19 protein-coding genes are annotated in these 19,169 nt (G+C 42.1%); 5 read left to right on the top strand and 14 right to left on the bottom strand.

Features of this window, described 5'->3' with window-relative positions:
* The first annotated feature begins 178 nt into the window (after positions 1-178).
* From AC1XUD_RS06665 to AC1XUD_RS06650, 4 genes are all read left to right on the top strand, one after another.
* Positions 179-907, top strand: a complete 729-nt coding sequence (locus tag AC1XUD_RS06665; RefSeq protein WP_483360192.1) for a proteasome-type protease — start codon at positions 179-181, stop codon at positions 905-907.
* A gap of 281 nt (positions 908-1,188) precedes the next feature.
* Positions 1,189-1,725, top strand: coding sequence for an LVIVD repeat-containing protein (locus AC1XUD_RS06660; RefSeq protein WP_483360191.1), 537 nt, complete (start codon positions 1,189-1,191; stop codon positions 1,723-1,725).
* Between the two features lie 40 nt (positions 1,726-1,765).
* Complete coding sequence (locus AC1XUD_RS06655) at positions 1,766-2,512, top strand: LVIVD repeat-containing protein (protein ID WP_483360190.1); 747 nt, start codon at positions 1,766-1,768, stop codon at positions 2,510-2,512.
* Positions 2,509-3,207: a DUF3575 domain-containing protein gene (locus AC1XUD_RS06650; protein ID WP_483360189.1), complete on the top strand. Its 699-nt coding sequence runs from the start codon at positions 2,509-2,511 to the stop codon at positions 3,205-3,207. The genes AC1XUD_RS06655 and AC1XUD_RS06650 overlap by 4 nt, the downstream gene beginning before the upstream one ends.
* Positions 3,208-3,266: 59 nt before the next feature.
* Here the strand turns inward: AC1XUD_RS06650 and AC1XUD_RS06645 are convergent, their stop codons facing one another.
* The 8 genes from AC1XUD_RS06645 to pdxA all read right to left on the bottom strand — a co-directional run bounded on the left by AC1XUD_RS06645 (position 3,267) and on the right by pdxA (position 13,766).
* Entirely contained in the window at positions 3,267-3,707 is a 441-nt protein-coding gene (locus tag AC1XUD_RS06645) for a VOC family protein (protein ID WP_483360188.1), read from the bottom strand.
* A gap of 85 nt (positions 3,708-3,792) precedes the next feature.
* Positions 3,793-5,178, bottom strand: a complete 1,386-nt coding sequence (locus tag AC1XUD_RS06640) for a M28 family peptidase (RefSeq protein WP_483360187.1) — start codon at positions 5,176-5,178, stop codon at positions 3,793-3,795.
* Between the two features lie 154 nt (positions 5,179-5,332).
* Positions 5,333-7,576: an efflux RND transporter permease subunit gene (locus tag AC1XUD_RS06635; RefSeq protein WP_483360186.1), complete on the bottom strand. Its 2,244-nt coding sequence runs from the start codon at positions 7,574-7,576 to the stop codon at positions 5,333-5,335.
* A 154-nt stretch (positions 7,577-7,730) separates the two neighbouring features.
* Positions 7,731-8,915, bottom strand: coding sequence for a class I SAM-dependent methyltransferase (locus AC1XUD_RS06630; protein WP_483360185.1), 1,185 nt, complete (start codon positions 8,913-8,915; stop codon positions 7,731-7,733).
* 192 nt (positions 8,916-9,107) lie between these two features.
* Positions 9,108-10,856, bottom strand: coding sequence for a tetratricopeptide repeat-containing sensor histidine kinase (locus tag AC1XUD_RS06625; RefSeq protein ID WP_483360184.1), 1,749 nt, complete (start codon positions 10,854-10,856; stop codon positions 9,108-9,110).
* A gap of 200 nt (positions 10,857-11,056) precedes the next feature.
* On the bottom strand, positions 11,057-11,686 hold the full coding sequence (locus AC1XUD_RS06620; protein ID WP_483360183.1) for a DNA-3-methyladenine glycosylase: 630 nt from the start codon (positions 11,684-11,686) through the stop codon (positions 11,057-11,059).
* A 36-nt stretch (positions 11,687-11,722) separates the two neighbouring features.
* Complete coding sequence (locus AC1XUD_RS06615; RefSeq protein ID WP_483360182.1) at positions 11,723-12,610, bottom strand: YicC/YloC family endoribonuclease; 888 nt, start codon at positions 12,608-12,610, stop codon at positions 11,723-11,725.
* A 46-nt stretch (positions 12,611-12,656) separates the two neighbouring features.
* A complete protein-coding gene (gene pdxA / locus AC1XUD_RS06610; RefSeq protein ID WP_483360181.1) occupies positions 12,657-13,766 on the bottom strand; it encodes a 4-hydroxythreonine-4-phosphate dehydrogenase PdxA in 1,110 nt (369 codons plus the stop codon).
* 96 nt (positions 13,767-13,862) lie between these two features.
* On the opposite strand from pdxA, the gene AC1XUD_RS06605 reads away from it, so the two are divergent.
* Positions 13,863-14,810 carry a 2-hydroxyacid dehydrogenase gene (locus AC1XUD_RS06605; RefSeq protein ID WP_483360180.1) on the top strand — a complete coding sequence of 316 codons (948 nt, stop codon included), beginning with the start codon at positions 13,863-13,865 and terminating at the stop codon, positions 14,808-14,810.
* 4 nt (positions 14,811-14,814) lie between these two features.
* On the opposite strand, the gene AC1XUD_RS06600 is transcribed toward AC1XUD_RS06605, so the two are convergent.
* The 6 genes from AC1XUD_RS06600 to AC1XUD_RS06575 form a co-directional block, all read right to left on the bottom strand.
* Positions 14,815-15,306 carry a DUF421 domain-containing protein gene (locus AC1XUD_RS06600; protein WP_483360179.1) on the bottom strand — a complete coding sequence of 164 codons (492 nt, stop codon included), beginning with the start codon at positions 15,304-15,306 and terminating at the stop codon, positions 14,815-14,817.
* Between the two features lie 92 nt (positions 15,307-15,398).
* Positions 15,399-15,965: a 50S ribosomal protein L25/general stress protein Ctc gene (locus AC1XUD_RS06595; RefSeq protein WP_483360178.1), complete on the bottom strand. Its 567-nt coding sequence runs from the start codon at positions 15,963-15,965 to the stop codon at positions 15,399-15,401.
* Positions 15,966-16,005: 40 nt separating this feature from the next.
* Complete coding sequence (locus AC1XUD_RS06590) at positions 16,006-16,950, bottom strand: ribose-phosphate pyrophosphokinase (protein ID WP_483360177.1); 945 nt, start codon at positions 16,948-16,950, stop codon at positions 16,006-16,008.
* A gap of 47 nt (positions 16,951-16,997) precedes the next feature.
* Entirely contained in the window at positions 16,998-17,564 is a 567-nt protein-coding gene (locus tag AC1XUD_RS06585; protein ID WP_483360176.1) for a phosphatase PAP2 family protein, read from the bottom strand.
* Entirely contained in the window at positions 17,561-18,538 is a 978-nt protein-coding gene (trpS, locus tag AC1XUD_RS06580; protein WP_483360175.1) for a tryptophan--tRNA ligase, read from the bottom strand. Before trpS ends, AC1XUD_RS06585 begins: the two co-directional genes overlap by 4 nt.
* A gap of 347 nt (positions 18,539-18,885) precedes the next feature.
* Entirely contained in the window at positions 18,886-19,113 is a 228-nt protein-coding gene (locus AC1XUD_RS06575; RefSeq protein WP_483360174.1) for a hypothetical protein, read from the bottom strand.
* Positions 19,114-19,169: the final 56 nt, after the last annotated feature.

Here is a 19,169-nt window from a genome sequence, read left to right as displayed (position 1 = left end):
AATTAAAAGATAAAATTTGATTTTTATTCGTCAGATTATCAGGATATTATATTAATTATTGGTTCTTGCAGGCGAACGCGTTGGCCATTTATTAGTTTTGGTATAGCGATGTTGGTAATTTTGAGAATAAAAATAACAGATATTAGCATTTAAATTGCTGATTTTAAATTAATTAAGTATGACATATTGCCTTGGGGTTAAAGTTAAGGATGGTTTGGTTGCGATTTCTGACACACGCATCACAGCGGGCACAAACACCACCACAAAGAAAAAAGTTTATATAGCTAAAAAAGGGAATTACTCACTTTTTATTATGACCAGCGGCCTCCGCTCTGTTCGTGACAAAGCTGTTAATTATTTTGAGGAACTCATTGAAGAAGGGATTGTATATAATAAGTTATATAAGGCGGTAAATGCTTTTGGAGAGCAGATCAAGCGCGTGGCCATGGAGGATAAAGAGGCCCTGGAGCGCTCTGGACTAAAATTTAACCTTAACGCGATCGTGGGCGGCCAGCTCCAGGACGATGCAGAGCATAAGCTGTTTTTGCTGTATTCTGAAGGAAATTGGGTGGAGCTCGACGAGGGTTCGCCATATGTAATTATCGGAAACTCGGGACAGGGGAAAGCTATATTAAATCGCGTTCTTAACGAAAAATCGTCGATGAAGCAGGCACTGAAAGCCGGGTTTTTATCATTCGACTCAACTCGGGTGAGCAACAATGATGTGGATTTTCCAATCGATGTTGTACTCTATAAAAAGAATAGTTTTCACGTTGTCGAACATCGGTACGAACAAAAAGACCTTCAAAAAGTAGCCGAAAAATGGGCAGACAAATTGAAAGAAGCCTTGGATGATATACCGGAAGAGTGGATGGATAATACGTTTGATCTGCTTGAAAACGAATAGAATAATGGGAGTTTTGAATGTGTGAGGGAGTGATTGAGTGAGTTGCCAATTCAGAACTCCCATTCAATTTTCGGGAGAATAGCAGAATATTAGCCGGAGCAGTTGCTGTTTCCCATTTATGCACCCAATCAAAAGATCTCCAACGTGCTGGATTCAGCGACAATATTCCCTCTTTCACTCAATCGCCCGTTCAAAGTTAAAATTAATCCCGCCCCGGTTACAACGATTCCGCTGCAAAAGGAGTCTTTCACGTAATTACCAATAAACTAACTCTCAGCACTATGAAGAAGGTTTTATTGCAATTGCTCATTTGGGTGGTATGCGTTTCCTGTTACAGCCCCCAGGAATCGATGGAGCCAAGTCTCCAGTTTGATGGAACGGGTTACCGACCGATTTATGTTTCCCAGGATGAAATGGAGGATATCTCAATTTCTTCACCTCAGGCCCTGTCCGATCCGGGCAAAATCTACTTACTGGGTAGCTATCTATTTGTCAATGAGCGCGGTAAAGGTATTCATGTTATTGACAATAGTGATCCGAAAAAACCTGAGAATATTGCCTTCGTAAACATCCGGGGTAACTACGATATAGCTGCCAAAGGAGACTGGCTTTATGCAGATAATGGTCCTGATTTGCTTGTTTTTGACATCAGTAATCCAAAAGATGTAAAACTGACTAAGCGAATTGCCTCCGCATTGCCAGCCAACGATTTCCCTTTGATGCAAAACGTTTACTTTGAGTGTGCGGACGGCAAAAAAGGTACTGTAATGGGCTGGGAGAAAGTGCCTATGGCTAACAAGCCGGAGTGTTTTAGATGACGGTAATGATCAGTATATCAATCAACTAACAATCCTCGAAATGACTAGATGCATTACAATATCCTGCCTGTTTTTTGCAATAGCACTGTTGAGTTGCGATAATAATTCAGAAAGTTTGGGTCCGCAGTCCGGCGTTGGAGGCTCGATGGCGCGATTTGCCATTACCGGGAATACATTATATATAGTATCGCACCAAAGCTTGGAAGTTTATAACATAACAGCAGGAGGTAACCCTGTTAAAAGTGCAAGCAAAGACATGAACGTGGGCATCGAAACGATTTTTCCATATAATGATCGTTTGTTTATTGGAGCTACCGACGGCATGTATATCTATGACAACCGAACCCCCTTAAATCCGGAGCTTCTCACGAAATACACGCATATTCAGTCGTGCGATCCTGTGGTTGTGCAGGGTAATTATGCATATGTGACCCTTAGGGGCGGTTCCGCGTGCCGTACCGGGCAGGCACCCAGCTCATTGGATGTTGTAGATATAAGCGATCCATTTTTACCAAGTATGGTCAATACCCAGTTTCTGCGATCTCCATACGGCCTCGGCGTTTCTGGCAATAAATTGTTTGTATGTGATGGTGACAGCGGTTTTAGGGTGATGGATCTGACAGATCCAAGAAATCCTCAGCAAATTCATTATTACAGTGCTATACCTTCGTATGATGTGATAGCGCGTGATAATAACCTGATTATCACCGGGAAAAACGGTCTGTTTCAATATCGGTATGATGATAGCGATGAAATGGAGTTTTTAAGTAAAATACCTGTGTTATGAAAAAGTGCACATTTTTTCTGACATTTTTCGTGGCCATTGGATTTTGGTTTCCCGCGTTTGCGCAAATCGACCCCGAGGAATCGCAGAGTCATGTGTTGGTCAAATGGTCTCCGTTAAGTATGTGGGATGTCGACAATACAATTATGTTTGGATTGGAAGTACCGTTAGGTGAGCATTTTTCAATTCAGCAAGATATCGGGTGGGGATCTTCAAAATTTAATATATGGTATTATGAATGGGATACTCGACCTGACAAGAATACTTATAAGTCAAGGACACAGTTTAAATATTATTTCGTGCAGAAACCCCGATGGCGATCATACATTGCCGGCGAGTATATCTACAAAAAGGTCATATATGAAGATAATCAATGGGTTGGAGTCAGATGTGAGAACGGAAACTGCGATTATTATGCCAACAAGAATATAAAACAGGGGCGTTTTGTTTCAGCTTTGCATAGCAAAATCGGCTGGCAGTTCTACTTCAGCAACCGGACGACAATAGATGTTTTCACGGGCGTCGGGCTTCGCTATATTAAAAGCAAAATGATCACTCAGGATGTCGGAAATGTCGGGCTAGGAGAGGATTGGTTTTTTTGGGAAAGCAATTATCCAGGCGGTCCGGTAGAAACGGTGCCAAGTTTTCAGATCGGTTTTCAGATCGGAATTGCGTTGGGAAAATTTAAAAAGGAGTAAACCAAAGCTTCAATACAAAAACAAATAAGGCGGATTTTGACGTCCGCCTCATTTCAGATTTATTTTTTACGTTCGTTCATCTCAATCAGATAACCATCAGGATCCGCGAAATAAATTTGCGTTGCTCCATCAAACCGCACCTGCTTGTGGAATTTAATATTTTTTGCAACCAGAAATTTCTCTGCGTCCGCAATTGAACTAACAAAAATCGCAAAATGGCTGCCATCTTTGTCGTTAACGATTGGAGTAGTTCTTCCCGCCAGCAAGTGTATCATCTGGCCGTTTCCAGTATCAAACCAACCTCTTATTTCTTTCAGGTTATCCGGAACCGGCACAGACTTTAATCCAATAATGTTCTGATAAAAATCTTTGCTTGCAGGCATATCTTTTACCTGAAGAGCCAGGTGATTGAAGCCGGCAAATCCGAGAGTTTTCGGTGCTTCCTGCGCGAAAACCGAGGAGCAAATGAATGACAGTAAGACGAAAATGAGTTGTTTCATTTTTTATAAAAATTCATGATAGCATGCAATATACTCATTCGCAGCTCATATGAAAGGTATTTTAATCGAGACTTAATCCTCGATTCTAATTGAGGCCGTATTTATCTATCAAATAAATCATAGCAGCCATAGCTGCTCCACCCAATTCCAGTTCTCTCTTGCTGACTGTCTCAAAAGTGTCGCTTGCTGCATGGTGATAATCAAAATATCGTTGTGAATCAGGTATCAGTCCCAAAAGAACCGTTCCTTGTTGAGCAAGCGGCCCGATATCCGCACCGCCACCGCCAGGCCCGATTTCATGAAGACCATATGGCGTGAAAAGGTGTTTCCAAGCCATAATCTTGCTTTTCTGAGCAGGCTTTCCAACGATACCAAAACCAAGTGGAGTAAAACCGCCGCGATCTGATTCAATAGCAGCAATATGCGTCTCCTTTTTAGAACGAGCAGAATCTGCATAGGCTACACCACCTTTCAAACCGTTTTCTTCGTTCATGAACATCACTGCACGCAGTGTGTTTTTGGGCTTGTATCCCAAAACTTTCAAAAGTCTCACGGCCTCGATACTTTGTACACAGCCCGATCCGTCATCGTGAGCGCCCTGGGCAAAATCCCAGGAATCAAGGTGGCCGCCTACCGCAATATATTGATCCGGATTTACGCTCCCTTTCAACTCACCAATCACGTTATGAGAAGGAGCATCAGGTAGTGTCTCTGAAGATTGCTCGAAACTGAATTCGACTTCGGGATTCGACACTAGTGTTTTACTAAGTAATTCTGCCGCATTTGTGGATATAGCTGCGGCCGGGATCATGGGTGCACCACTTGCGTAACGCATACTTCCGGTATGCGGGAAATCGTCCAACCGGGTTGTCATCGATCTTACGATAGCCCCAACAGCACCTAATTTGGCAGCTTCGCTGGCTCCGGCACCGCGTTGTTCAACAGCTCCTCCGTATGCTTCAAATGTTCCGATTTTGGTAGCATCCATCGGCCGGTTGAAAAAAACGATTTTTCCTTTGACTCTTTCAGCACCCAATTGACGAAGCTCGGCAAATGTTTTTACCTCAATGACTTTAGCACGGATTCCGCCTTTAGGTGTTGCAATGGAGCCTCCCAAGGCAGCTACAGGAACCGAAGTTCTCTGTTTTCCCGCAATGATGAACGCTTTCTCTTTTGCACCACGTATCCAATGCGGAACCATCACATTCTGCAATATCACATTGTCAAAACCTTCGGCCTTCATCACACTTTCGGTATAAGAAACCGCCTTTGATGCACCCTCGGAGCCGCTTAGTCTTGGTCCGACCTGTTGCGTCAAATGTCTTAGATATTCATACGACTTACCTTCTGAAAGGGCAAGGTTAAAAATCTTCCGGATGAAAATTGAGTCTTCGGAGTATGCTGTCTGGGCATTGGAATTGATTGTAAAACCAGCAGTTGCAATGCCCGCCAGCAATAGTTTTTTTAACATGGGAGTGAAGTTTAATCTAAATGGTGAAAGGCATTAATATACGCAGAACCGCGCAGAAGTTAAAAATTCATCAACTTTCCCTTAAATGAAAATTGTCCGATTCGAGAATGAATCAGACAATTTTATACGTATCAATATGTGATAACGGGAAAATCTAGGACGGCTTGATATTCTTTCCCTGCCATTTGGCAATCGTAAGCAGAAGCGCTGGAAGTAATATCAGGTTGGTGCACATCGCAACGAGTAGCGTAATCGATACCATAATACCCATCGCTGCCGTTCCACCGAAGCTGGACGCCGCGAAAATAATGAATCCGCAGAACAAGATTACAGCGGTATATATCATACTTAACCCCGTTCCAAAAATAGATTGTGTTACCGCCTGCGAAGGAGATAAGCCCTTGTCATAAAGCTCCTGGCGGTACCTTGTCAGGAAGTAAACTGTACCATCTGATGCAATACCGAATGTGATGCTGAATATGAGAATGGTGGTCGGTTTGAAATAAATACCAAAATACCCCATAATACCTGCGGTAAGAGCAAGCGGAATTAAACACGGCAATTTTGAAAGTAAAATGATTGGGATAGACCTGAATAGAACCATACCCACAATAGCGATCAGAACGATGGCGATCAATAGGCTCTCATATAAATTGCTTAGAAGGTAGTCGTTGCTTTTAAGGAAGACAAGGCTGTGACCCGTTAAGCTAACCTTATAATCCTTCGGACTAAAAATAGAATCAACTTTTGGCTTAATGCTAGCCATCAGCTCTTTAATTTTCTCAGAACCGACGTCTGCCATTTGAAAGCTCACTCTCGTCGTGCTTTTGTCTTTACTCAAAAACGAATTCAACTGGCTGGAGGCACCTTCTTTATCCTGAATATAGTTGGTCAATTTTGCAAGTTCTAACGCCCCCGGCAACACATAGTATTTGTCATCTCCACCACGATATGCCTGATACAGGAATCTGGACGCCTCTACTATCGAGATGGGTTTTGAGAATTCCGGGTGTTTGGCCATTTCCGTCTGTAGCGCCTTGATTTTATAGAGAGCCACTGCATTATCTCCAAATACTCCATTCGGTTTTTTGGTATCGATCATCACCTCAAACGGAAGAACGCCATGAAAGTTTTTCTCAAAAAATCGCAGATCGGTATATACTACATCTTTCTTGGGAAGGTCATCTACCACATATCCGATCGTTTTGATTTTAGTCATCCCGACGGCAGAAACGATGATAAGAATAACCATACTTATATAAATCTCCCTCCTTCTGTTATGCACCAGGAAGTTGATTTGTTTAAGAAATCCGGCGGCCCACTTTCCATCCAAATGCTTCAAATGACGAGGTTTCGGGACGCTCATGTAGTGAAGGGTTATCGGCAACAGAGCAAGGCAAAGCAGGTATGTCACCATTACGCTGATTGCAGCGACGACTCCAAATTCAACCAACAGGGAGCTATTAGTGAAGTAGAACACTCCAAAACCAATCGCCGTAGTCATATTGGCAAGGAAAGTAGAAAGCCCGATTTTCTTGATCATCTCAAGAATGGCGGTGTCTTTTGGTTGTCCGGCGACTAGTTCGCCCTGATATTTATTGATTAGAAATACGCAGTTTGGTACTCCGATAACAATCAATAGGGGAGGTATTAATCCAGTAAGTGCTGTAATCTTATATCCAAAAAGATGTAAAGTCCCAACGGAAAAAATTACCCCGATCAGCACCACAACAATTGAAAGCACTGTAAGGCGGAATGACCGGAAAAAAGCCCACAGAATAACCAAGGTCACGAAAACCGCCAAGCCCATAAAAAGCTCCATTTCACCGGAGATCTTTTTCATATTCACTGTTCGGATATATGGCATCCCGGAATAGTGGAGATCCGTATGATGCTTAACGGCAAATTTATCAGCCATTTTCTGGAGATCGTCTACGATCGTCAGCCGGCGTTTGGAGTTAAGATCTTTGTCGTTAAATGTAATGACAAGCAGCGTTGCATTCGTTTCACGGTTAATAACCAATCCATCGTAAAAAGGGAGATTATACACTTCCTTTTTTAGCGTATCGACTTCAGCCTGAGTCCGAGGAACTTCGGTTAGGAGCGGTTTGAATTCGAAACGACTTAAACTATCATTACGAACGACCTTTTGGAGATTAGCTACGGAAAGAACATTTTTAATCCCTTGTGTATTCTTGATCTCTTTAGATAGGTTATACCAGTCACGAAATTTGTCGAGTTCGAACAGATTCGGATCCTGCCAACCGATAACCATTACGCTACCATCCTCTCCAAATAATTTTCGAAAGGATTGATATTCTTTTTCAATAGGATCAGAGGAAGGGAGAATCCTTGCAAACTGATAGGAGAGTTCAATTTTGCTGGCTTCGTAAGCCATGAACACCGTTGAAAGTAACACTAACGCAACCCATATAAGCCTGAAACGAATTATACAGGTGGCAATTTTATTCCACATAATTTGACTTTAATATTCGCAAAGGCCACAAAGATAGTTACCTAGACGGGATTTGTCCGATAAATTGACTAAAACCTTAGATATGCAAAATCCTCTCCAGATGGTGATAGGTAATGCCAAAATAAGATTTGGCCTGGACGATTTTCTCTTTGATTTTTTCGTGAGAGCGGTCCTGGTTTTTGGATTTAACGGCCGTAATCATCACATTCTTAGGCGTATGCGTGTCAGATATGAACTCGAATACTTTTGTTTTATATCCAAAATATTCCAGTACCAATGCCCTGATCCCGTCTGTTACCATCTCGGCCTGGCGTTCCATGAAAACACCATAACGGGTAAGAAAATTTACATCATTACTCGTTTTAGACTTCTCAATTTCCCGCCTTATTTGTTTATGGCAGCATGGTGCAACGACGATAAGGTCAGCACCTGCGGTAATACCTTTGGCAATCGCGTCATCCGTGGCGGTATCGCATGCATGAAGCGCAATGAGCACGTTGATATCCGGCGCTTCGTAGTCCTGAATCGTGTCCTGAACAAAAGAGAGCTTGTCAAAATGTGCCTTAGTCGCGATTTTGTTACACAGGTCAACCATATCCTCCCTATACTCTACGCCCCTTACGGATGCTGGTTGTTTTACGACATTGTTCAGATAATCATAGAGTGCGAAGGTCAGATATCCCTTTCCCGAACCCATATCCACCACGTTGATGTGCTCACGAACGGGGAGTTCTTTGATGAGTGGACTTAGAAGCTCGATATAGCGATTAATCTGACGGTACTTGTCCTGAGCATTTTTAAAGACCTGTCCGTTTACATCGGTGATGTTAAGATCGACAAGATAATCCTTGTTTTCAGGAGAAATCAAACGTTTCTTGACCTTGTCATTTCTCTCTTCGGGAATTTCCGCTTTGGTAGGAGAATTTTTTCTGATACGACCTTTGCCATTTGGCAGGACATCGTAAATAAAGTCGTTTTCAATGGTAAAAAGCGTTGAGCTTAGAAATCCGTCTTTCAAGTAATTCGAAACGAGATCAAATGCTTCTTCCAGAGTGTAGTTTTTTGTGATATCCCTGGTTTTATATCTGAAAGTGAAGTTTAGCCTATCTACGCCTTTGAGTTGAATCTTCTTGATATTGATATTCTTCAAATCGTTTTCCTGCCCTTTATAATGACCCAGGGTGATGTTGACAAAGGTCTTTTTTAACAGGCTTTCTTCAAAATAGGAAATAAATTGGTCCTGAACGGATGGATTGGTCATTTGCAATCGGGATAAACGGATAAGGTATCGGTAACACGAAGCTGCAAAATTTAGTTTGGTTATGGAAATGGTGCGAGCACAAATCGATGGGTTATACTCGTCACTAGAAGGTATGATGCTGGAAAATAGGCTTTAAGAGCGGGGCGTTTGGGAAGATTTAGACAAGCATGATTAATGCAGGTAGCAATTACGTCAATACATTATCTCCCGTGAAACTTCTACATCAATTTGTGTTCCTTTTTCAGCTTTGATTTCGAGGGTTGCGGATAGGCTTTGAACACGGTTTCTAACGTTGCCGAGGCCCATCCCGGTCCCTGCTTGCCATTTTATTCCCTTCCCATTGTCGGATATGCTCAGTTTTAACGTGGAGTTGGTTTCCAGTAAAGTAATTTTGGCCTGAGTAGCGTTCGAATGCTTTAGAATGTTATTCGTTAACTCAAGAATGATACTATAAAGTTCGAACTCAACTTTGTTGTTAAGCCTGGACGTCAGACCGTTGTGTTCGAATTCAAATTTGATCCCCTCGTTTTGATTCAATCGCTCGATCAACTTTGTAATCGTTAAAATCAGGCCAAACTCCTCTAGCTCTTCGGGCATCAAATTGTGTGATATGCTTCTCAGCTCGCGGTAAGCTTTCACTACCTGACCGTGGACACTTTCATAAATCCTGCGCTCTTCTTCCGATAACACTTTTTTATTAATACCATATAAGTACCAGTTCAAAGCGGCCAATGTCCCACCGAGGTGGTCGTGCAATTCTGCTGCCACCCTCTTTCTTTCAATGGTTTGTCCCTGAATCAAAGCCTCTTTTATCTCTTTGTTTTTACGTCTCAAACGGCGGTTCGTCCGCCAGAGAAAAACCGCAAAACCGACTATCATCAATAAAAAACCAACAAGAAATATCTGAATTCGACGCTGTTCCTCAATCACCTGCTCCTGAATTTCGACGTCCATTCTTTTGTTGTCGAATATTAGCTGCGACATCGTAAATTCCCGTTGGATGAGTTCTTCGTGCAAAAGGCGTTTATTAAAATTGACCTTTTCCATATACTCAATCGCTTTGGGTAGGTTATTAAGCGCCTTGTTCGCTTTCGCCAAAACCAGTAAGGCCCAGTTGATTTGCTGAGACGAATGGTAGACATTCCCCAACTCAAACGCCTTCTGTCCGCAATCAATGGCTTTTAAATATTGCTTATCCAGGTGATAACAATTGGCGAGATCATTCCAAACGGCAGTTTGACCGAAGATATTGCCGGTTTCGGTATAGAGTCTCAAAGATTCAAGTAAGAACTTTTCCGCTGTTCTATATTCGCCATGACGTACGTGCATATATCCCTGGCTGAGCAAAACGGATGCCTTTCCGTTCGGCATTCCCAATTTTTCATTGAGTGCAATCGCCTTTTGATAATAGTCGACTGCCTCTTTCAGCATATTTTGTTCACGATAAAAATTGCCCAGATTTTCAAGACATAACGCCCGGGCACTGTCTTCGCCATATTGTTCAAAAGTCTTTATGGCACTTTCATACAGTGGCAAGGCTTTCTTCCAATCCTTATATTCCGTATAGGATTCCGCGAGAAATCTCTGGGAGTAGGCTGTGTAAACTGGCAAATGTAATTTTTGGGAAAGTTTAATACTTTCAGCAGATAGTTCATGAAAGATGTCAAAACTTCCGTTTAATAAATAGCAGCTGCTGAGCCAGTTGTATGTCTGAAGTTTGCCCAGATCCCAATCGTTTTTGTGACTGAGAAGAAGGGCCTTCCTCGCGTATGAAATGGTTTTTTCACCATCGGAAAATAAAAACCGCCGGGCAAGCGCGTTATATCTGTTGATGAGTATGGTATCGCGCGCGAAAGTCGATCTTTTAAATTCCGACCTCTCCGTCAATGAATTTATCCCCGGCTTTCCTTTGAGCGTATAGGCATAACAGATATGGAGCATTCCATATAATATTATGACGCAAAAAGTAATTCCTATTCTTGTGGGGTATATTTTCAACGGGGAATTCATGGAATTCAATTTGTTGATATCACAGGATTGTTTTCATTCCAAAAGCAACATTACGCATTATATTGCTCCAAAGATATTAATTGGGGAATTAATCGGGAAATCCCAATATTATTTTTCTGTCACTACATTCTTTAGCGGGAAATTTTGCTAACAAATAGATTATTCTTTAAATAAAATCGGTAAGGTAAGTCTGCAGCCTTGGTGATGCCGATCCGTTTATCCGTTTGAATTTCTCCGTGCACAAATTCAGGGTTACGCTGGATATATAAGGATTCAGACATCAAAGATTGACCATTGTTTTCTGCCTTTGAAATGTCTAAAGCGATAACCAGTTTTCCAGGGCCGTTGCACAATTTGGTGATGGGAATATCCGTGGCAGGTTTCGAGATGCCTTTTTGTCTGGAAAGGTGCAGCCGATCGTTCATCAAATCTATTCCGGATTGTGGCTGAAGAGCTCTGATTAATACCGCCTCGCCAATTCCAGATTTGTTACTCACTACGTTAAAACATTGATACATACCATATATATGATATACATAGGCGTGACCTGGCGGACCGTACATCGGTTCTACACGCGGAGTACGGCGGTTGTAAGTGTGGGAAGCGGGATCATCGCGCAGATATGCTTCTGTCTCCACGATGATCCCGCTTGTCAGGCCGTCGGGTGTCACATGTACAAGTTCGCAACCCAGCAAACTTTGGGCAAGTTGTAATGTGGATTGCGATTCGTAAAATGATGCCTCGAGCCGACTTGAATTCATTGTAATTTAATATTGACCTGAATTCGGACCGCGTATTTAAATAATGTTCAAAGTCTGTTCTTTTATCTTTTCAAGCTCATCTTTCATTCTCACGACAAGTCGTTGAATAGATGCGTCATTTGCTTTTGAACCGATCGTATTAATTTCTCTTCCGATTTCCTGAGAAATAAAATTAAGCTTTTTACCATTGCTGTCCGGTGTGTTCAGCGTTTCGATAAAATAATCCAAATGGTTCTGAAGCCTTATTTTCTCTTCAGAGATATCAAATTTTTCGATATAATATATTAATTCCTGTTCGAAACGGTTTGGATCGAAATTGTCGTCCGACAATAGATCACGAACCTGCTTTTCAAGTCGTTCTCTTACTGCCGGAATACGCAGTTTGTCTTGCTCCAATACTTCAACTAAAAGTGAAGATATCGTTTGGATATACTCTGAAAGCTTATCTCCGGTCATCTTGCCTTCCTGCTCTCTAAAAACATTACATTTTTCGATAGCATCCGAAACAGCTTCCTTGATTAGATCCCAGTCCTGGCCCTTAGTTTGCTCATCGACGGTCTCAGCGTGATATGCATTAGGTAGTTGAAGAGCCAGGCGAAGTAATTCGGTCCGGTTGGCCTCAAATCCTAAGTCTCTTGCAGTATCGAGGAGGTCTGTAAAATATGCTTTTACAAGTGGCTTGTTTACGCTGGTAGAAGCGAGGGTTTTGCCGACAGGCTGGCTGGATAGCGTCAGTTCCACTTTTCCCCGTTCGAGGGATTGGGTCAGAAGATTTCTTATTTCAATTTCCCGCTCCGAATAGCTGCGGGGAATCCGGCAATATATATCGAGGAATTTGGAATTAAGAGTTTTAATTTCTACTGTAACGCTGAGTGATTCGGTTTCGATTGTGGATGTACCATAACCGGTCATTGATTTAAGCATTTTGTGTGTTTTTATAGATTTAGGGAAATATTAACCTAAAATGAAATCATGAATTAAATTTCTGTTTTCCACCTGATTTTGCAGGATGCTGACTTTCTGATTGCTGAGGTTTAGAAACTAACGCATTCTGCTTTATTTCCTGATTTTCAGTTCTTGTTCTTGAAATATCGCAGGCCAGGTAAATGGCCTGAAGCAAAGAACCTGGTTCGGCTTCATTTTTTCCTGCAATGTTATATGCAGTACCGTGATCCGGGGAAGTTCTCACTGCCGACAATCCGGCGGTAAAATTCACTCCTTCGTTAAAAGCAAGCGTTTTGAATGGAATCAGTCCCTGGTCGTGGTACATGGCCAAAACACCATCATATTGTTTGTAGGTCCCGGCGGCAAAAAAACCGTCGGCCGGAAAGGGCCCAAAAACGAGATTACCTTTTTCCAAAAATTGTTGAAGAACTGGCTTGATCACATCGTTTTCTTCGCTGCCCAACAATCCATTTTCGCCTGCATGAGGATTTAAACCAAGAACCGCAAGACGAGGCTTCTGAATACCGAAGTCGTCTCTCAGCGATTGCAACATTTGCTCAATTTTCCGAGACAGATTTTCTGCATTGACCTGAGATCTTACCCGACCTAGCGGAATATGACCCGTCAGAACACCAACTCGCAGACTTCCCGCTACCATCAACATCAGCGCATCCTGAGCACCGAAAGATTCGGCCAAAAACTCAGTATGACCGGGGAACTTAAATTCCTCGCTCTGAATATTGTCTTTGTTGATCGGTCCCGTTACCAATGCCTGAATTTTTCCTGCTTTTAAATCTTCAACCGCTCGTTTAAGTGCAGCAAGCGATCCCTGACCAGCCTCTGGAGTGATCGTTCCGGGGGCTATTTCGGTTTGGTGGTCATGCCAGCAGGTGATAACGTTGGTCAGTTTAACGTTAGCTTGTTCCGCTTTTTGGATGCCGTGAAGAGTCCAGTCTTTGATGCCGATAATGTTTCTATATTGATTCAGTACTCTTAATGACCCGTATACTATGGGGGTGCATAATTTGGCCAATTGGTTGCCTTCCAGTGCCTTAAGTATTACTTCTGGTCCTATACCATTATAGTCGCCAAGTGAAATGCCTATTACAGGTTTGTCAGAGTTAAGTTCGCTCATTAATGTTAAAAGAATTATATCCTTTCAGAATTCTGATTTCTATTACTTTTGTGTTCCTAATTTTAATGGCAAGTTACCAAAAAATCCTGTCCTACTATGAAAATACTGATTGTAGATACAATGCACCCTTCCATCTTTACTATGTTTGAAGCCTGCGGATGGGAGTATGTTTATCAACCAAAATACAGTAGATCTGAAATAATAGAGGAAATGGCGGGCTTTGACGGACTCATTATCAGAAGTAAGACTTTTGTAGACAGAGAGTTACTTCAAAACGCAGACAAACTTCGATTTATAGCAAGAGCAGGGGCAGGCTTGGACCTGATTGACCTCGGTACGGCTCAGGAAATGGGCATTGAAGTTTTCCATGCGGGAACTGGAAATCGCGATGCAGTGGCTGAACATGCTTTGGGGATGCTATTATCCTTGTTCAACAATATATTGAAGGCGGATAGAGAAGTAAGAAATAAAGTTTGGGATCGTGAGGGAAATAGGGGAGTCGAATTAATGAACAAAACGGTCGGTATCATTGGATATGGCAACAACGGCAGCGCGACGGCCAGGAGATTGAGCGGTTTCGGATGTAAAGTGTTGGCCTATGATAAATATCGTGACAATTACGGCGACGCATATGCCACCGAAACGAGCTTCGAAGACATTATCAAGGAGGCGGATATATTAAGTCTTCACGTGCCTTTGACGTCCGAAACGAAAAATATGATTAACGATGAGTTGATTAATTCTTTCTCAAAACCTTTTTATCTGATGAATATATCCAGAGGGGAAGTTGCGAGTTTAACGGCTATTGTAAAAGGATTTAAATCAGGAAAAATTCTGGGTGCTTGTCTGGATGTTTTGGAAAACGAGAAGTTAGATAAACTAACTCCTGAACAACAGGAAGCATTTGATTATTTAAGAACATCCGACCATGTTATTCTTACACCCCATATCGGCGGATGGACGCATGAAAGTTATGTCAGGATCAACCAGGTATTAGTGGATCAAATAGGGGAGTGGGAAAATCACTGTGAAATGAAGCGCTAAAAGTTCACAACAACACAACGCTGATATTTCCTGTCGATTCTAAATAACAGGTTTTTACTTTCTTAAAATCATCAACATCATTTTCACGGAGCAGCCCCATGAGTTCTTCTTCGCTGATCAATTGTTTTTTCATATTGGCATGATGAAGCTTTCCGTTTCTGATTAACAGGATCGGATCGGGATGTACAAATTTTGTGAACATGATTTTTTTGTATCCCAGATAATCGATTACATAGTCCCAACTGAAGAGCGTAACCACCAGCAATATCCCCTCCGTGATTGAGTTGTATTCTCCGGCCATGGAGTTTTGCGCCGCATCCGAAACCATTGTGATCAGGAGAAGATCGCTGATACCGAGTTGGCCGGTTCCGCGTCTGAAAAATCGCATCAGCAAATAAATAGCCCAGTAAGTTACGGTACCTCTAAAAAATACTTCCAGCAACGACACAGTCGGCACAAACATATCGTGCCAATTCAAGCCAATAATTTTCTCCATTTACAACTAATTTTCCTGGGTGAATATAAACAAAAATGCCGACCAAAGGTCGGCACGTTTGCATCTATTAGCCATGAAAAATAAAATACAAATTATTTACCCAAAGTACCGCGAAGTGCACGTGGGATTTCTACTGAGGCAATCGGATTGCTACTCGCTGTCAATATAACAAAATTTTCAGCCTTAACAGCACCAACTTTGACAGATTTACCCAGATCAAGATCGGTAACGTCAACATTCACATAATCAGGAATGTTTTCTGACAAACCTTGTAAACGCAATTTACGCAATTTTTGGTTCATTTTACCACCTTTCATAACTCCAGGAGAGGTACCAGTCAATTTAACAGGCACATCAACTTTAATTTCCTTTCCAGGAATAATTTGAAGGAAGTCAGCGTGGATCAAAGAGTCATTCACAGGATGGAATTGCTTGTCCTGCAAAATGGCATTAAAAAGAGTTCCCTCGATATTCAAGGTCACATTATAAATATCCGGTGTGAAAAGCAACTCACGGAATAACATTGCTGGAGCATAGAAATGAACTTGCTCAGCTCCTCCGTAAAGTACAGATGGCACGTAACCTTGAGCACGCAGCTCAGTAGCCTCTGTCTTTCCGAGATTCGCTCTTTTAAACCCTACAATCTCATGCGTTTTCATAAGAATTAATTTAAAATAAAAAGATTGAAAAAAATAAAATTTACTGTTGATTTATAAATAATGAACTAATAGACTCGTGATCACGGATTCGACCGATGGCTTTGGCAAAAATCTCTGCCACGGAAAGCACCCGGATTTTATCGTTATGCTCTTTAAGAGGAATGGTATCCGTTACGATCAATTCCTCAAGAACTGAATTTCTTATGTTTTCATGTGCTCTCCCTGACATAATAGGGTGGGTGCTAATGGCTCTTACAGACGTGGCACCCTTGTCTCTGATAATCTCCGCTGCTTTGCAAAGTGTTCCCCCGGTATCGATCAAGTCATCCACCAAAACAACATCCCTTCCTTCTACATCACCGATTACCTGCATGCTTGCAATCTCATTGGCACGTTTCCTGTGCTTGTCGCAAAGGATCATATCAACGCTCAGAAACTTCGCGAAATTTCTGGCTCTTGCAGCCCCACCTACATCAGGTGATGCTATCAGAAGGTTTTTCAGATTGAGTGATTTGATATAAGGAACAAAAATCGAGGTTCCTTCGAGGTGATCAACTGGCAAATCCAAAAAGCCCTGAATCTGTCCCGCGTGCAAATCAATCGTCATGACACGATCTACCCCAACTGCAGTTAACAGGTTCGCAACTACTTTGGCTGCTATGGCAACACGTGGCTTGTCTTTTCTGTCCTGACGTGCATACCCAAAATAAGGAATAACAACTGTTACGTAATGAGCAGAAGCACGACGCGCGGCATCTACCATTAAAAGCAACTCCATCAGATTGTCTGCCGGCGGGAAAGTGGATTGTATCAGAAATACGTCACATCCGCGAATAGACTCTTCAAAACTTGGAGATAACTCTCCGTCACTAAATTTACGTAGATTATAGCCGCCCAGTTCTTTTCCATAATATCTGGCGATGTCCTTTGCCAGGTATTCAGACTGACTTCCTGAAAATATTTTTACCGTATTGAAAGAGCCCATTCTTTACTGAAATTTCCGCAAAATTAAATATAAATAAGGAGAAAGCATCAACTTTTCTTCAAATAAGTGTTGTAAACTTTAACGCAAAGTAATCCACAAAGTACTCCAACTAACGCGCCGACTAAAATATCGCCTGGATAATGGACGCCTACATACACCCGACTATAGGAATATACGCCAGCCCAGACGAGCAGTATCCAGATATATGGTACCTTCCTAATCAGGAGTAAAACCCACACTGTGGCGACTGCAAAACTTGTGGACGCGTGAGATGAGGCGAAGCCATATATACCCCCACAACCTCCAATTTCATGCACTAATCCACTTAGCAATGGTTCATGACAAGGACGGAATCTATGGAAATATGGTTTCATCAATGTGGACGTGATCTGATCTGCGAGAGCCACCGCTACGATAACCGTCAGTATGATAAACAAGCTGTTCCTTCGATCTGTTTTTGCTGTCAGGAAGATTAACACGAGATAGAGCGGAATCCAGGTATACTTGTATGTGACCCAATACATTACGACATCCGCCCAAGCAGAATATTTTCCGTTTAACCACAGGAAAAGTTGTTGGTCTGCCGATATCAGATCCTGAACGAGCTGTGTCATGAACCGTAACCCAATACCTGCCTTACTTTCGAAATTGTCCTGCGGGCGATCGTCCGTGCTTTTTCCTCGCCTTCGATAAGGATTTGTTCCAACTCAGTCGTGTTTTCCATATAGTAGTTGAAAATCCGGCGAGGCTCTGCATATTTGGTAAGAAGACATTCTAACAATGCCTGTTTTGCATGACCATATCCGTAACCGCCATTTAAATAATTATTGCGCATGGTCGCAATTTCTTCATCTGACGCCACCAACGAATACAATTGAAACGTGATGTCGCTGTCCGGATCTTTTGGAGACTCAAGCGGTGTTGAGTCTGATACTATTTTCTTTACAACCTTTTTAAGCTCGTTTTCAGGAAGGAAGATATCAATATAATTATGATAAGACTTACTCATCTTCTGGCCATCGATGCCCGGAATCGTCATTAGTCTTTCATCAATTTTAGGCTCAGGCAGAACTAATATATCTTCTCCTGCAAGCTGATTGAATCGGTTTGCAATGTCCTTTGATATCTCCAGATGCTGCTTTTGATCCTTACCAACTGGTATGATGTTCGCATGATAAAGTAAAATATCGGCTGCCTGAAGTACAGGATATGTAAAGAGCCCGGCGTTCACATCGGCAAGTTTGTCGGATTTTTCCTTAAAAGATGTAGCGTTGGCGAGCATCGGATAAGGAGTCAGGCAGTTGAGATACCAAGCCAGTTCGGTATGTTCGGCAACCCGCGACTGTCTCCAGAAAACGTTTTTATTGGTATCAAAACCAAAGGCAAGCCAGGTTGCTGCCACAGCCCGAACGTACTCTTCTCGAAGGCGCCCGTCTTTTATACTTGTAAGTGAATGAAGATCTGCAATGAAAAAAAAGGATTCGTTCGCAGGGTCTTTGGAAAGTTCAATTCCCGGAAGGATCGCTCCAAGGATATTGCCCAGATGTGGGCGTCCACTGCTTTGAATTCCGGTAAGGATTCTGGCCATTATGAATTATTTACTTAAAAATTGAAACAACTTAAAAGTGTCATAGCACTTACAAGTTATGTAATAAGAATTATTGGTTCTGACGGTTGTCCCAAAAATAGAGTAGTGTAACATTCTCATTTCCAACCTCATAAAAAAGAGAACATTGTTTTGTTAAAAAACCTTTCCGCACTGTTGGGTTAACTGCGGATGCCTTGAATAAATAAGGAAAGAAGCTATCTTTTTTAATGTTGCGTTTACAACTCTGATGAAATTTCTGACTTCCCGCTCCGACCACTGCCGCTCCAAATACTCGATTATCAGGCTGAAAGTTTGTTCTGCCTCAGTGGTCCATCGGATTTTATACCTCATAGGTACTTACTGTATTTTTTAATGACCTCATCATGATCCTTGGTTTGACCCAGTTCGGATTGCTTCTGAGCCTTTTTAATACCCTCAAGAACATGGTCTGGCAAATCGGTCATGAAATCTGGTTCGGCCTGATTCAACCTATTTTGAATTTCTTCCCATTCCTTGATCGGCACCAGGACAGCAGTCGTCTTGCCTTTTTCGTTTGACAAAAATTGAATACTCATCGCTTTCAGTTGATTATCAGTTTCAAAGGACTATCCCCTCTTTCTAAATTCCAAAA

Source organism: Dyadobacter sp. HNCC25DJ184 (assembly GCF_056895215.1).
Note: the sequence above shows the minus strand (reverse complement) of the source record. Positions and strands in the feature narration are given on the sequence as shown.